This is a genomic window from Faecalicatena faecalis, from assembly GCF_012524165.2.
GTDB classification, from domain to species: domain Bacteria; phylum Bacillota; class Clostridia; order Lachnospirales; family Lachnospiraceae; genus Faecalicatena_A; species Faecalicatena_A faecalis.
In genome coordinates, this window is sequence record NZ_JABACJ020000001.1 from 516,544 (window position 1) to 532,196 (window position 15,653).

General features: G+C 46.6%; 13 protein-coding genes. All 13 read left to right on the forward strand.

The annotated features are described in order from the left end of the window. Positions 1 to 121: 121 nt before the first annotated feature. The 13 genes from HGO97_RS02380 (at position 122) to rsmB (ending at position 15,637) form a co-directional block, all read left to right on the forward strand. Positions 122 to 1,441 carry an ABC transporter substrate-binding protein gene (locus HGO97_RS02380; protein ID WP_216239060.1) on the forward strand — a complete coding sequence of 440 codons (1,320 nt, stop codon included), beginning with the start codon at positions 122 to 124 and terminating at the stop codon, positions 1,439 to 1,441. 50 nt (positions 1,442 to 1,491) lie between these two features. Beyond that, entirely contained in the window at positions 1,492 to 2,784 is a 1,293-nt protein-coding gene (locus tag HGO97_RS02385; protein ID WP_216239062.1) for an alpha-L-fucosidase, read from the forward strand. A 13-nt stretch (positions 2,785 to 2,797) separates the two neighbouring features. Next, positions 2,798 to 3,676: a carbohydrate ABC transporter permease gene (locus HGO97_RS02390; RefSeq protein WP_216239067.1), complete on the forward strand. Its 879-nt coding sequence runs from the start codon at positions 2,798 to 2,800 to the stop codon at positions 3,674 to 3,676. A 14-nt stretch (positions 3,677 to 3,690) separates the two neighbouring features. Continuing rightward, positions 3,691 to 4,512 (forward strand): carbohydrate ABC transporter permease, encoded by an 822-nt coding sequence (locus HGO97_RS02395; RefSeq protein WP_216239069.1) that lies wholly within the window; start codon positions 3,691 to 3,693, stop codon positions 4,510 to 4,512. Positions 4,513 to 4,515: 3 nt separating this feature from the next. Next, positions 4,516 to 5,991, forward strand: a complete 1,476-nt coding sequence (locus tag HGO97_RS02400) for an FGGY-family carbohydrate kinase (RefSeq protein ID WP_216239077.1) — start codon at positions 4,516 to 4,518, stop codon at positions 5,989 to 5,991. A gap of 92 nt (positions 5,992 to 6,083) precedes the next feature. Further along, the gene (locus tag HGO97_RS02405) at positions 6,084 to 6,851 is read left to right on the forward strand and encodes a DeoR/GlpR family DNA-binding transcription regulator (RefSeq protein ID WP_216239079.1); all 768 of its coding nucleotides are present in this window, start codon (positions 6,084 to 6,086) and stop codon (positions 6,849 to 6,851) included. A gap of 84 nt (positions 6,852 to 6,935) precedes the next feature. After that, positions 6,936 to 7,982 (forward strand): hypothetical protein, encoded by a 1,047-nt coding sequence (locus tag HGO97_RS02410; protein ID WP_216239081.1) that lies wholly within the window; start codon positions 6,936 to 6,938, stop codon positions 7,980 to 7,982. 245 nt (positions 7,983 to 8,227) lie between these two features. Further along, positions 8,228 to 9,688 carry a UDP-N-acetylmuramoyl-L-alanyl-D-glutamate--2,6-diaminopimelate ligase gene (locus HGO97_RS02415; RefSeq protein ID WP_216239085.1) on the forward strand — a complete coding sequence of 487 codons (1,461 nt, stop codon included), beginning with the start codon at positions 8,228 to 8,230 and terminating at the stop codon, positions 9,686 to 9,688. A gap of 14 nt (positions 9,689 to 9,702) precedes the next feature. Next, positions 9,703 to 11,928, forward strand: a complete 2,226-nt coding sequence (priA, locus tag HGO97_RS02420) for a replication restart helicase PriA (RefSeq protein WP_216239086.1) — start codon at positions 9,703 to 9,705, stop codon at positions 11,926 to 11,928. Positions 11,929 to 12,087: 159 nt separating this feature from the next. Next, on the forward strand, positions 12,088 to 12,564 hold the full coding sequence (gene def, locus HGO97_RS02425; protein ID WP_216239088.1) for a peptide deformylase: 477 nt from the start codon (positions 12,088 to 12,090) through the stop codon (positions 12,562 to 12,564). A gap of 1 nt (position 12,565) precedes the next feature. Next, entirely contained in the window at positions 12,566 to 13,510 is a 945-nt protein-coding gene (gene fmt / locus HGO97_RS02430) for a methionyl-tRNA formyltransferase (protein ID WP_216239090.1), read from the forward strand. Between the two features lie 52 nt (positions 13,511 to 13,562). Then, positions 13,563 to 14,261 carry a zinc metallopeptidase gene (locus HGO97_RS02435; protein WP_216239092.1) on the forward strand — a complete coding sequence of 233 codons (699 nt, stop codon included), beginning with the start codon at positions 13,563 to 13,565 and terminating at the stop codon, positions 14,259 to 14,261. 26 nt (positions 14,262 to 14,287) lie between these two features. Further along, positions 14,288 to 15,637 carry a 16S rRNA (cytosine(967)-C(5))-methyltransferase RsmB gene (gene rsmB / locus HGO97_RS02440; RefSeq protein ID WP_216239094.1) on the forward strand — a complete coding sequence of 450 codons (1,350 nt, stop codon included), beginning with the start codon at positions 14,288 to 14,290 and terminating at the stop codon, positions 15,635 to 15,637. Positions 15,638 to 15,653 lie beyond the last annotated feature (16 nt).

Genomic DNA, 15,653 nt, shown 5'->3' on the forward strand with positions numbered 1-15,653 from the left:
CATAGTGTCAGACATAGACACCCGGGAATCTATGTCAAAAGGCCATAGTTCTTGTAGTGATTAAAAACATGGAGAGACCATGAGGTTTTACAATTGTATGAAAAGGATAAGGAGAAAAAAGATGAATAAGAAAAAATGGAAAAAAGGTCTTGCAGTTGCACTTGGGGCATCTATGGTACTGTCACTGGCAGCATGCGGAAACAGTGGTAAGGAAGAGAAAAAGGAAGCGAAAGAAGATAGCAAAGAGATTGAAATCCGTCTGACATCCAGATGGGGTGGTGAAGAGACATTATCCCAGTACTTCAATTCTAAGATTGATGAATTCAATAAAATGGACAATGGTATCAAAATTGTTGCCGATAACGTAACAGATGAGCAGCAGTATTTTGATAAATTAAGCTCTCAGTTCGGTGCGGGTACCCAGCCGAATGTATTTATCAACTATGGTGGAACCGGTATCAAGGATTATATTGAAGGCGGAGTCCTTTTGGACCTGGAACCATACTTTGCAGAAGATCCTGAGTGGAAGGATTCCTTCATGCCGCTGTTTACGAATTGGCAGGACGGTGATGCTACCTATGGTGTACCTGTGATGTTGTATCAGATCCTTTTGTATTATAACAAGGACATTTTAAGTGCAAATAACCTGGAAGCACCAGAGACAATCGAGGATCTGGAAAAAGTATGCGACGCTTTAGTGGCAGCAGGAGTTACCCCATTCCAGTTAGGAGAGGGAACAAACTTCCGTGCAGGACATCTGCTGAACAACCTGTGCTATAAAGCATATGGCGGGGATATCTGTGATAAGCTGGCATCTAGAGAAATCAATTATGATTCCAAAGAAATGACAGATATGTATGCAATCATTAAAAAGTGGAATGAAAAAGGCTATTTCGGAGAAAATCCGGTCAGTGTAGATAACAATGGTGAAAAGGCTGCATTCTTATCCGGCAAAAGTGCTTTTCGATATGATGGTGCTTGGTTCGTAGGAGAGATTCCGGGTACAGATGTGGAAGGTTCTGTAGATGTAACTGCATTCCCTTACTTTGCAGGTAAGGAAGATTTAAAAACAAATGTACAGGGCGGCTCAGGACAGGGCTTCTCCATTACAGACAGCGGGGATGAGAAGATCAATGATGCAGCAGTAGAAGTTGTGAAGTTCTTAACTTCCCAGGATTACTATGCAGGACTGGAAAAAGCAAGCAACGGAGGCATCTACCCTGTAAAATTCGAATCTGACCCAGAGACAAAGATTGATGACATGACCGTAAAGGTAAAAGAAATTGTCGCAGAAGCAACGGTATTCCGTGGAGATATGCAGGAAGTTGACCCGGAAACACATATGCTCAATACAGTAAGGACAGCTCTTCAGGGACTGTTTGTAGACAGTACACCAGAAGCTTGTGGTAAGGAAATCGTTTCATTAGAAGAAGAAAAATAATCATATGGGGGATCTTTTAAGAGATCCCCTTTTCATTAGGGGGAAACAAAATGGAGAGAAAAAATATTCAGTGGATGATGGATGCTAGGTTTGGCCTGTTCATACACTGGGGGCTTTATTGTATTAATGGAGTGACCGAATGGAAACGATCCTATGAACGGCTGACAATCGAAGAATATGAGAAATATTTCGAGGAATTTAATCCAGTAGATTATGATCCCAAGGAATGGGCACGGATGGCAAAAAAAGCGGGGATGCGTTATGCCATCCTGACTGTAAAGCATCATGAAGGATTCTGCCTGTTCGATTCAAAGTATACAGATTATAAATCTACGAATACACAATGCAAGCGTGACTTGGCGCGTGAATTTGTGGAGGCGTTCCGGGCTGAGGGACTGAGAGTAGGGTTCTATTATTCTCTGTTTGACTGGCATCACCCGGATTATCATCACTATGGTGATCTGTACCATCCGATGAGGGACAATGAGGAATATAAGGATTATGAATATGATTTCAATAGATATCTAGAGTATATGCACAACCAGATCAGGGAATTGTGCACGAATTATGGAAAGATAGATATCCTCTGGTTTGATAACTCCTATGGAGAAATGCGCGGAGAAAAATGGAAAGCAACCGAACTGGTGAAGATGATCCGTGAATTACAGCCAGAGATCGTGCTCAATAACAGGCTGGAATGTAATGCATCTGCAAAGGGCAGTCTAAGCACACCGAACCCGACGGCCTATGCCGGAGACTTCGTTTCCCCGGAACAGATTGTCCCACCTGAGGGAATCTTGGATGACATGGGCAATGACCTGCCGTGGGAAGCCTGCTGTACGATGAACAATAACTGGTGCTACACCCCGAATCCGTATAACTATAAGGATGCAAAATGCCTGGTGAGGAAGCTGGTAGAATGTACGAGCAAGGGAGGCAACCTGTTAGTCAATATCGGACCGAATGCGCGGGGCAGGTTCCCGAAGCCTGCAGTGAAGGTTCTCCATGATCTCAGTGAATGGTTCGAGGATTATGGGAAGTCTATCTATGGTTGTGGGAAGGCAGGGCTTGGGAAACCAGACTGGGGATATTATACAAGGAATGGGAAATTTGTATATGCCCATCTGATGCAGCAGGAAATCGGGCCTGTGGCATTGAATATTCCGACTTCTGAGATTAAAAAGATCAGGAGGGTATCTGATGGTTCAGAGGTACTGATTGTGAAACCATGGGTAACGGAGCTGTTCCCGGGCTATACGTTCATAAATTTCCAGGAGCCGATTCAGGGAACTTTTTTATTAGAGAATGATATTGATACTGTATTGGAAATCGAAATAAAGTAAGGATGGCAGACTTATGATGAAAAAGAATAAAAAATTAATCTGGTCAATTGCTTTTATTTTGCCGGCGCTGGCCCTGTTATGTGTTTTTCTGCTGTATCCGGTATGTCAGGCAGTATATCTGTCTTTCTTCAAATGGACGGGAATCGCAAGTGCAAAGCCGATTTTCATTGGACTGGATAATTATGTGAAGATTTTCCACTCTCCAAATTTCTGGCTGTCACTGAGGAATTCATTGCTTTTCATGGCAGGAGGATTTCTTGTATTGATGCCTCTTTCTTTTCTACTTGCGAAAATCATTACATCCAAAATCATGGGGGTACGGTTTTTCAAGGTTTCGTATTATCTTCCAGTCATGCTTCCTGTTGCTGCAGTCGGTCTGATCTGGGTATACATGCTCCAGCCAGATTGGGGCCTGGTCAATTCTCTGTTGGAGAAAATCGGGCTGACCAGCTGGGCAATTAACTGGCTGGGGGAAAAGACTGTGAATGTCATCTGCATTGTACTGGTTAATGAGTGGATTTTTGCCGGCTTTAATATGTTGATCTTTGCAGCAGGCCTGGTGTCAATTCCTTCGGACGTATACGAATCTGCTAAAATTGATGGTGCAAATAAAACAAAGACATTGTTTTACATAACGCTTCCGCTGATGAAGGAATCCTTTAAGGTATTCTCAGTCCTTTGTGTATGCGGATGTTTGAAGACCTTTGACCTTGTGTTTACGATGACAGGCGGAGGGCCGAACCACTCTTCCGAAGTCCCGGCTACGCTTCTTTACATGGAGGCGTTTGGTTCAAAGAACTTTGGGCGTGGTAATGCAATCGGTGTAGTGATACTGGTATTAGGTCTGGCTTTGAGCCTGGGATTGAATAAGATCCTGAAATCTGATGATTAGGGGGTGCAGTAAAGATGAAGAAGATGTCTAATAAAGTATTTCAGGTTTTTGCATGGCTGTGGGCAGTAATCACTCTGTATCCTTTGATTGTCACAGTGTTCTGTTCCTTTAAGGAAAACAATGATATTTATGGCAGCATGTTTGCCCTGCCGAAAAACTGGCATTTCAGTAATTATAAGGATGCTCTGTTCTCAGCGAATATGCTCAGGGCCATCGGCAACTCATTATTTCTGGCATTAGGTACTACTATTTTGGTAGTGGTTGTGGCATTACTTGCATCCTATACATTCGCAAGGATGAAATATAAGTTCCTGACTCCATGCTTCATGCTGTTCATGCTGGGGGTCATGATCCCTATTCATACGACAATCATCCCGATTTCTAAGATTGCAGCAGATATCGGAGGATATGATAGGTATTGGATGTTGATCCTGACTTATACGACCTTCCAGCTTCCGCAGGCAATTTTCCTGATTACCGGATATATCAAGGGAATCAGCAAGGAACTGGATGAGGCAGCAGTCATCGACGGTTGTAATATGGTGCAGATTTTGTTTAAGATCATCCTGCCGATTTCCAAGCCGATTATAGCTACGGTTTCAATCATCTCATTTGTGTATGCATACAGTGAACTTGTATTTTCCGTAATCCTCTTATCTTCCCCTGCGAAATATCCGGTTTCCAGGAGCCTGATGTATTTTAAGGGAGATTTTTCAGTGAGGATGGGTCCGATTTTTGCATCTATTGTTTTAGCGGTTCTGCCGTTGACAGTCATTTACCTGTTGTTCCATGAAAAAGTACAGGAAGGAATGTTAGCAGGTTCTGTAAAGGGGTAAAGTATGGTTTTTGTAATAGATATAGGTACATCCAGTGTCCGGGGGCTGCTTCTGGATCACGCGGGTGTAATTGAAAAAAGTATCCAATATGAATATTGTGTCCAGGTAGTTGACGGGGAAACAGCGCTGCAAGATCCAGAAATCATTTTGAAGGATGTTTTTCAGATTCTGTCAGAGGTGGGAGAATGGGTAAGAGAGACAAAGAACAAGATTGAAGTCATCTCCGTGACTGGGCAGCGCTCCTCTGTCATTCCCGTGACAGAGGATGGGAAAGCGTTGTCAGCGGCAATCTCCTGGCAGGACCGGAGATCTGGTGTGATGTGTGATAGATTCCGAAAACAGTGGAAGAATATCTACCAGATTACGGGTATGAAGCTGTCACCGGTGTTCTCTGCCCCGAAGATGATGTACTTAATGCAAAATGACAAAGAACTGTATGAGAAGGCATATAAGCTGATTGGTTTCCAGGAATATATCCTTTTCCATCTGACTCATGAATTTGCAACAGATACATCCATTGCCAGCCGGACCAGCCTGTTTGATATAAGCAGGCTTAAATGGTCTGACGAGCTGATGGAATTGTTCGGGCTGTCTAAGGCGAAATTATGTCAGCTAATCGATGTCGGCGGTGTTGTCGGTTCTGCCACTAGAGAAGTACAGAGGCTTCTCGGGATGCAGGGGAAAATCCCGGTCATCTCGGCAGGCGGAGATCAGCAGTGTGCGGCACTGGGGATGGGATGCATAGAGCAGGGGAGCATCGAGGTAAATTCCGGTACAGGTGCTTATGCTATCGGTATAGCAAACCGGCCGGTCTTCCACCCTGATATGAGTCTGAACTGTAATGTTTCGGCGGTGAAAGGAAAGTGGATTGTAGAAGGTGCAGTGTTAAGTGCTGGGCGGTCTGTGGAGTGGTTCGTGAAAGAACTCTTTTCCCAGGGAGAAACAAGGGACTATGAGACATTCATGAAGGCATGTGGGGAAGTGCCGCCGGGAGCCAACGGTGTCATTGTCTCGCCGTCACTGGCAGGAAAAGGCACGCCGGACTGGAATCCACAGATACGTGGCGGAATCTTCCATTTGAGCTTTTCTAATAAAAAGGAGGAATTCGCACGGGCCTTGTTAGAGGGAATTGCAGCCGAATTGTGGGACTGTATTGAAGCCATTGAAAAACTGACCGGTACCAAGTGTCTTTCAGTGAAGGCCGGAGGCGGTCTGCTTCGAAATCAGACCTATTGTCAGGTCCTTTCCGATATGTTCGGAAAGGCAATTGAACAGCCGGAGGTATGTGAGGCGACTGGAATCGGGGCCTGGGTTTCCGCAGAGACCTCTCTTGGGAATTATAAGACACAGGAAGAGGCCTATCGGGCGTATGACCGCTCTATTCATAAAAAAATCTGGATCCCGGATGAAAAGGTCACAAAGCTATACAGAGGGATAGACAAAATCCGAAAAAAATATGAAATGATATATCAAGATTAGAAAAGAAAATGTTATGATATAAAAAGAAATAAATGCGGCGGATTTTCCAGAGCGGCAGGATTCTAAATATGTGATATGGACGAGGTGGACGTATGAAGAGAAAACGTGCATATGTAGACGGCAGAAGAGATCAGATTCTGGAAATTATGAAAGAAAACCCTACAGTCAGGGTAGATGAGCTGGCTGATAAGCTGGCTGTCTCATTGATTACAATACGCAGGGACCTCCAATATTTGGAGGAGCAAAAGGTACTGACGAGATTTTATGGCGGAGCATCTGTAATTGCGCCGGAATACTCCGAAGAAGATGAGATACAGATGTACCGTACCCTGATTGCAAAATATGCGGCTACGCTGGTGGAAGATGGAGACTCTTTGTTCATCAATACGAGCCGCAATGCGCTGCAGATGCTGGATTATGTGACTCGCAATAATGTGACGGTCATTACCAACAATGGCAAAGCTATCGGAAAGGATTATTATGAGGGAATCAGTATCCTTATAACGGGAGGGGAGCTGCGTTATCCCAAGAATGCAATGGTGGGAGATTTTGCAGTCCGCAATCTTCAGACCGTCTTCCCGAAAAAGGCTTTTATGGGATGTTCGGGAATCTCTCCGGTTTCAGGGGTGACGACGGAAATATCGGGGGAAGTAAGAATCAATGAACTGATGATCCGCAATGCGACGAAGGATGTCTATGTATTAGCGGACCACACGAAAATAGGGAAGAACAGCAGCTTCACGACCTCCTCAGTTCAGAGGATCGGTCATCTGATCACAGATGAGAAGGCGCCTGAGGATATTCTGAAAGAACTGGAGAATGCAGGGGTAAAGGTGCATCTGGTACATAAAGGTGATTGATCAGAAAAGGAATGAAAGCCGCTGTAGATGGAAGAAGCATGCAAAGATATTTGAAAAATTTGATAAAAGTATAGGAGGAAAAGCGTGAGGATAAATAAAAAAGTGATTTCAGACCTGGAAAAATGTTACTCCATAGCACCACTTCTATATCAAGGAAGGCGGCATCTTTTAGTTGCTGCGGAAAAGCATGCACCATGCTGCATGTTTGATGAAGACGGAAATCTGGAGCAGACAGTTTGGACGGAGCCGGGCGGTGTGATGAGCATGGTTCAGGTACCGGGAAGTGAAGGTGTATTTCTGGCAACTCATAAGTTCTATTCACCGAATGATTCCAAGGAGGCCAAGATTGTAATTGCTGTCCCGGGAGAGGATGGCACCTGGGAGATAAGGACTCTGGCAGAACTGCCTCATGTACACCGTTTCGATATCCTTACCAGAAACGGGAAAAACTATCTGATTGCATGTACCCTGAAATCAGGACATGGATATAAAGACGACTGGTCTATGCCGGGGAAAGTCTATGCGGCGGTCCTGCCGGAAGATCTGAGCGGATTCCAAGAAGACAGCCAGTTAGAACTTACGGTCATTAAAGATGGGATGTTAAAGAACCATGGATATTATAAAATACAGGAAGAAGAAAGCGAAGCCTGTATTATTTCCTGTGAGGACGGGGTCTATCGTTTCCAGCCGCCGGCGTCCACAGAGGAGCCCTGGGAAATAGAAACATTGATTCAGGATCCATGCAGCGATGCAGTCTTATTGGACCTGGACTTAGACGGTGAAAAGGAACTGGTCACTATCTCCCCATTCCACGGGAATACAGTGGTAATCTATAAGAAAGCAGCCGGGACATACCAGAAGGTATACAGTTATGAACAGGCAGATTTTGCCCATGCAATTTGGGGCGGAAGCCTGTTAGGAAAAGCATCCGTCATCATTGGACACAGAAAAGGGAACAGGAATCTGCTGCTGTTCACTTATAACAAGGTCAACGGCCAGTATGAAGTTACAGTTCTGGATCAGGACTGCGGTCCGGCGAATGTATTCAAGTATGATTACGATGGAAAAGAAATTCTGATATCAACCAACCGTGAGATAAATGAGGTGGCAATGTACACCTTTGAAGAATAGAAAATCACAAGAAAAAAGAGCGCGGGATACGGCAGCCGATCATGGCAGTCGTATCCCGCGTCAGGCGTTTGAGGTAAAAGAATTCATGAAGAATTCATAAGAGAAATTTTGCATCAGCGAGCACTTTGTGTTATTCTATAAGAGTATATCCACAGGGCATTCTGTATTCTATGTCCTGCGGTGGGGACTGCAGCAAGCTGCGGGAATATATCCCCAAAAGTGATTTCCAGTCAGGAGGAACGTACATGAAGTTAACACAGCTATTAGAACGTTTGGAATATGAGGTGGTGCAGGGCAGCGCCGATATAGAGATTTCCACATTAATGAATGATTCCCGGAAGGTGCAAAAGGACAGTGCCTTTGTATGCATCAGCGGGGCCGTGGTAGACGGCCATGATTTTGTTGCTGACGTGGCAGAAAAAGGAGCCGCTGCCGTGATCGTTGAGAAGGATGTTGAGGCACCAGAGCATGTATCTGTCATCAAGGTGCCGGATACGAGATATGCACTTGCCTTGATGTCTGCCGCTTATTTTGGTTACCCGGCAGACAAGATGAAGATCATCGGAATCACGGGGACAAAGGGAAAGACAACGACGACCTATATGATCAAGTCCATTTTAGAGGAGGTCGGACATAAGGTAGGATTGATCGGTACCATTGAGGCAATCATCGGCGAAGAGACCATTCCGGCAGCAAATACGACACCGGAATCCTATACGATCCATCAGTATTTTGCTAAGATGGTGGAGGCGGGCTGTGACTGCGTTGTTATGGAGGTATCCTCTCAAGGGCTGATGCTTCACAGAACGGCAGGAATCCCATTTGAAATCGGAATCTTCACCAATCTGGGAAGAGATCATATCGGACCTAATGAGCATGCGGACTTTGAAGATTATAAGAGATGTAAAGGTCTCCTATTCAAACAGTGTAAGCTTGGAATCGCAAATGTCGATGACCAATATTTTGAGGATGTATTTTCACAGGCCACCTGTAAGGTCGAGACCTATGGCTTTTCACAGAATGCAGATTTAAGGGCCGTGGACACTCATCTGGTATCCAGACCGGGATACCTTGGTGTCGCTTACCATGTGGCCGGATTGATGGACTTTGATGTGGAGATTGATGTGCCGGGGAAATTCAGCGTCTATAACTCCCTGACAGCGATTGCTGTGTGCAGGCATTTCCAGGTGCCGGTGGAGAAGATTCAGAAAGCACTGAAAGTAGCGAAGGTAAAAGGGCGCATCGAGATGATCAAGGTTTCGGATGAGTTCACTCTGATGATAGACTATGCGCATAATGCTATGAGTTTAGAGAGCCTTCTGACTACCTTAAAGGAATATGATCCGACCCGTTTAGTCTGCCTGTTCGGCTGTGGCGGCAACCGCTCTAAGGACCGCAGATATGAGATGGGAGAGGTATCAGGGCGCCTTGCAGATTTGACAATCATCACCTCCGATAACCCAAGATTCGAAGAGCCGCAGGCGATCATCGATGACATCAAGGTCGGAATCGGAAGGACTGATGGAAAGTATGTAGAAATCTGCGACAGGAAAGAAGCAATCAAGTATGCCATTGAGCATGGGCAGACCGGGGATGTCATTGTTCTTGCAGGGAAAGGACACGAAGACTACCAGGAGATCAAAGGAGTGAAGCACCCGATGGATGAGCGTGTGCTGATCCGTGAGATACTGGAAGAATTAAAGTAGGTGAAGTCAGTTACATGTACGCAGATATCATTGTAGATATTACACATGAAAAATTGGATAGAGTCTTTCAATACAGAGTCCCCTCCCATTTGGAAGGGGAACTTTCTGTTGGGATGGAAGTCCTGGTACCGTTCGGACGAGGAAACCGTGAGACGAAGGGATATGTGGTCGCGCTTTCTGACATCTGCAATTATGATGAGTCAAAGGTCAAGGAACTGTCAGATATTTCCAGGACCGGGATGGCAATTGAGGGAAAGCTGGTCGCACTCGCTGCCTGGATGAAGGAGCAGTATGGCGGAACAATGATTCAGGCGTTAAAGACGGTCCTGCCGATCAAGCAGAAGGAAAATGCCAAGGTAAAGAAGCGGGTGTGTCTTCTTTTGAATGAGGAAGAAGGAAAGCAGAAGCTTAATTATTATCTGGAGAAGAATCAGCGGGCCAGAGCCAGACTTCTGGCAGCACTTCTGGATGAACCGATTTTGGATTATGAACTGGTTTCCCACAAGCTCAATATTACGCTGACCGTTATCCGGGCACTGGAAGAGCAGGGAATCGTTACTCTGGAATCCGAACAGGTCTATCGAAACCCTGTCAAGGGAGAGCGAAAGGCAAAGGAGATTACCTATACTGATGAACAGCAGTATGCGATCCGTACGTTCTGGGAAGAGTATGAGCAGGGAAAACGGGGAACATATCTGGTTCATGGGGTGACCGGGAGCGGAAAGACAGAGGTCTATATTGAGATGATTCGACGTGTGGCGTCGCAGGGAAGGCAGGCAATCGTACTGATCCCGGAAATCGCATTGACATATCAGACTGTCATCCGTTTTTACCGGAATTTCGGGGAACGGGTCTCCATTATGAATTCCAGGCTTTCTGCGGGAGAGCGTTACGACCAGATGATGCGGGCGAAGGAAGGGAAAATCGATGTCATGATTGGTCCGAGATCAGCCCTGTTCACACCTTTTCCTAATCTGGGGCTGATCGTGATAGACGAAGAACATGAGACGACCTATAAGAGTGAACAGGTGCCAAGGTATCATGCAAGGGAGACCGCTATCGCACGGGCCGGGATGGAGGATGCAAGTGTGGTCCTTGGTTCAGCTACACCGTCTATGGAGGCGATGTACCGTGCCAGGAATGGAGAGTACCGGTTGTTCGAGATGAGGAACCGCTCCAGGATGCAGGAGATGGCTCAGGTCTATACAGTGGACCTGCGTGAGGAATTGAAAAATGGCAACCGGTCTATCCTAAGTTTCCAATTACAGGAATTGATAGCCGACCGGTTGGAAAAAGGGGAGCAGATCATGCTATTTCTGAATCGGCGGGGATATGCCGGATTCATTTCCTGCCGGGAATGCGGGCATGTCATTAAATGTCCTCATTGTGATGTCTCTCTGTCTTCCCACAGGAACGGAAAGATGGTGTGCCATTACTGCGGTTATGAAGAGCCCAAGCCTTCGGTCTGCCCGGAATGCGGATCGCGCCACATCGGGGAATTCAGAGCCGGGACACAGCAGATAGAGGAAATCGTGAAAAAGCAGTTTCCACAGGCCCGGGTGCTGCGCATGGATATGGATACGACCCGCCAGAAAGACGGGCATGAGAAGATACTGGCAGCTTTCGCCAATGAGGAAGCAGATGTTCTGGTGGGAACGCAGATGATCGTGAAAGGGCATGATTTCCCGAATGTGACGCTGGTCGGCGTACTTGCGGCGGATATGTCCCTGTATGCAGACGATTACCGGGCGGGAGAGCGGACCTTCCAGCTTCTGACGCAGGCGGTCGGACGTGCGGGACGCGGACAGAAGAAGGGCGAGGCTGTCATCCAGACATACAGCCCGGAACATTACGGAATTGTCACGGCAGCGGCCCAGGATTATGATGCGTTTTATGAAGAGGAGATTCGTTACCGGGTACTGATGGGATATCCTCCGGCGGAGAATCTGCTGGCCGTGCTGGTGAGCTGTGAGGACGAGCAGCTTTTAGAAAAGGGATGCCGGTATCTGAAAGAGTATGCATTGCGGATCAGGCGGGATGCGCCGCTTGAAATCATAGGTCCGGCAAGTCCGGGAATCGGGAAGATCAATGATGTGTACCGGAAAGTGCTCTACCTGAAAGCAGAAAGATATGATACACTAATAAAGATGAAAAATTATCTGGAACAGTACATCGAGGTGAATCCGGGCTTCCAGAAGATGAGGATTCAGTTCGACTTTAATCCGATGAATGTGTTCTAAATGGTGTATTTTCGTTACTGTTCACTCGCAAGCTTAACACTTGCTGTCAAGCTATGCGCCAGAGTTGACAGTTACGTATTTTCATTAGATAAATTTAAAAATGATTGGTTTCATTTGATATATTTCGTAAAAAAGTAGAATAATAATGTGGAGGTTGTTATGGCAATCAGAGAGGTCAGAGAAATTGGAGATGAGATTTTAACCAAGCAGTGTAAGGATGTCACAAAGATGACTCTTCGTACAAGAGTCCTCATAGAAGACATGCTGGATACGATGTATGAGAGATTTGGTGTTGGGCTTGCGGCTCCGCAGGTTGGCGTGCTCAAGAAGATCGTAGTGATCGATGTGGGAGAAGGACCGATCGTGTTGATCAATCCTGAGATCATCGAGACGAGCGGTGAGCAGACCGGAGAGGAAGGCTGCTTAAGCGTACCAGGAAAATGGGGCATAGTTACCAGGCCGGATCACGTAAAGGTACGTGCACTGAACGAAGAGATGGAGGAATTCGAGATGGAGGGCGAGGGTCTTCTGGCAAGAGCATTCTGTCATGAGATCGATCATCTGTCAGGAAATCTGTATGTGAACTTAGTAGAAGACGGGCTTCATGATGTGAATTATGAGGAGGATGAGGAGTAAGATGAGAGTCATTTTTATGGGAACCCCTGATTTTGCAGTCGGAACACTGGAGGCGCTTGTGGCAGCAGGACATGATGTCTGCTTAGCCGTGACACAGCCGGATAAACCCAAGGGCAGAGGCAAAGAGATGCAGTTCACCCCAGTCAAAGAGGCGGCCATGAAACACAATATTCCGGTATATCAGCCATTAAAGGTCAGACAGCCGGAGTGTGTGGCAGAATTAAAGAGCTATCAGGCAGATGTGATCGTAGTTGTTGCTTTTGGTCAGATCCTTCCGAAGGAAATTTTGGATATGACCCCATACGGATGCATTAATGTGCATGCGTCTCTGCTCCCGAAGTACAGGGGAGCGGCACCGATTCAGTGGGCCATCATCGGTGGGGAGTCTATGACAGGTGTTACGACCATGCAGATGGACGAGGGGCTGGACACAGGTGATATGATTTTAAAGACAGAGGTTCCTATTACAGAAGAGGAGACAGGAGAGAGTCTGCATGACAAGCTGGCACAGGCAGGTGCAGAGCTTTGTGTGGAGACATTAGAGGCATTGGAGGACGGCACGGCTTTGTTTGAACATCAGGGCGAGACCACTACGCCGTATGCGAAGATGCTGAATAAAAAAATGGGAGACATTGACTGGACGCAGTCTGCCATCGAGATCGAGAGATTGGTGCGGGGGCTGAACTCCTGGCCAAGTGCTTACACCCACTGGGGGGATAAGGTGCTTAAGATCTGGAAGGCAAAGGCTGTGGATGCGCCGTCATCCGAAGGAAAAGAGCCGGGGGAGGTCCTGGAGTCAGGAAAGGACTACTTTACGGTGAAGACAGGTGATGGTGTGCTTCGGGTCAGTGAACTGCAGATTCCTGGGAAAAAGAGAATGGAGACAAGTGCATTTCTGAGGGGATATACACTGGAAACAGGCACGGTATTCAAACAGGGACAGTAAGAGTCCGGCATTTTGCCGATATACGTGCCTCATGAAGACAGGAGGGAATCGTATGTTTTTTTATTATGATCCAACTTATATACTGGTAATTATAGGGGCAGTCATTTGCCTGGCGGCATCAGGCAGAGTGAAGAGCGTATTTGGGCGCTACTCGCAGGTACGCAGCCATTCCGGGATGACCGGACGTGAGGCTGCAGAGAAAATCCTGCGTGCAAATGGAATTTATGATGTGCAGGTGCAGCACGTGGCCGGGAATCTGACGGACCACTACGACCCGCGCAGTAAGATATTGAGACTTTCAGATGCAACGTATCAGTCTGCGTCTGTGGCAGCCATCGGTGTGGCGGCACATGAATGCGGCCATGCGGTACAGCACCATGTTGGGTATGCACCTCTTAAGATCAGAGGGGCGTTAGTACCGGTGGCAAATTTCGGTTCTATGGCGGCTTGGCCGCTGATCATCATGGGGCTGTTTATCAATGGACGTTCCTCCCTTTTGTTGATCAATCTGGGAATCCTGCTGTTTTCGGCAGCGGTATTATTTCAGATTGTGACACTTCCGGTCGAGTTCAATGCATCGAAAAGAGCAGTGCAGGTCCTTGAGAAGACAGGTATGCTTTACCCGGAGGAGGTAACGGCAACGAAAAAGGTATTGGGTGCAGCGGCACTGACCTATGTGGCAAGTGCGGCATCTATGATTTTACAGCTTTTAAGGCTGCTAATATTAACAGGAAACAGAAGAAATGATTAATCAGGAACAATGATGGAGGATATAACATGACAAAACCGTTAAGTGAGCGGGAAATCGTGCTTGGAATTCTGATGGATGTGACCGAGCATGATGTTTACAGCCATATTGCACTGGGAAATGTGCTGGCGAAATATCAGTATCTGGATAAGAAGGAGCGTGCTTTTATTACCAGAGTAGCAGAGGGGACGCTTGAGCATATGATAGAGATTGATTATATCCTCAATCAGTTTTCCAAGGTAAAGGTAAAGAAGATGAAGCCTGTGATCCGCAATATCCTTCGTAGCGCGGTCTATCAGTTAAAATATATGGACAGCGTGCCGGATTCCGCGGTCTGCAATGAGGCAGTCAAGCTGGCGGTAAAAAAGGGTTTTGGTACGTTAAAGGGCTTTGTGAACGGGGTGCTGCGCAATACAGCTCGGAACTTAGAACAAGTAGAGTATCCGAAAGAGCCCCGGGCGTTCCTGTCCGTGAAATATTCAATGCCGGAATGGATTTTAGAGTTGTGGCTCAAGGAATATGATGAGGATACAGTGGAGAAGATACTGGCCGATTTCCAAAAGGAAAAGCCAGTGACGATCCGCACAAATGTAAGCCGGATCAATCCTGAGGCATTGGAAGAGCGGTTAAAGTCAGAGGGCGTGAGTGTGAAAAGACATCCGTATCTGCCTTATGCATATGAGATAACAGGGTATGATTATCTGGGGGACTTAAGAAGCTTTCAGGAGGGACTCTTTGCCGTTCAGGATATCAGCTCCATGCTGGTCGGTGAGATCGCAGCACCGAAGGAGGGGAATTATATCATCGATGTATGTGCCGCTCCGGGCGGAAAGTCCATTCACCTGGCCGATAAGCTGAATGGGACCGGTCAGGTGAAGGCGAGGGATCTGACAGACTATAAGGTACATCTGATTCGGGAGAATATCGACAGAATGCAGTTCGACCATATCTCTGCCGAGGTGATGGATGCGTCTGTATTGGATGAGAATTCGGTAGAAAAGGCAGATATCGTAATTGCGGACCTGCCATGCTCCGGCTTGGGCGTGCTGGGAAGGAAGACGGATCTGAAATATAAGACCACCCTTGAGCAGGCAGAGGAGCTCGCAGAGATTCAGAAAAGCATTCTGGATGTGGTCTGGCAGTATGTAAAACCGGGCGGTACTTTTGTATACAGCACGTGTACGATCAACCGTGCTGAGAATATGGACAACGTGCATTGGTTTTTGGAAAAACATCCAGAATTTATACTGGCTCCGATTCAGGAGCATTTGTGTGATGCTCTCAAGGACAGCGTTATGAATCAGGGCTGTCTACAGCTTCTGCCGGGAGTACATGAGAGCGACGGATTTTTTATTGCAAAATTCCAACGGTTAGAGTGATAGGGAAAGGCATAGG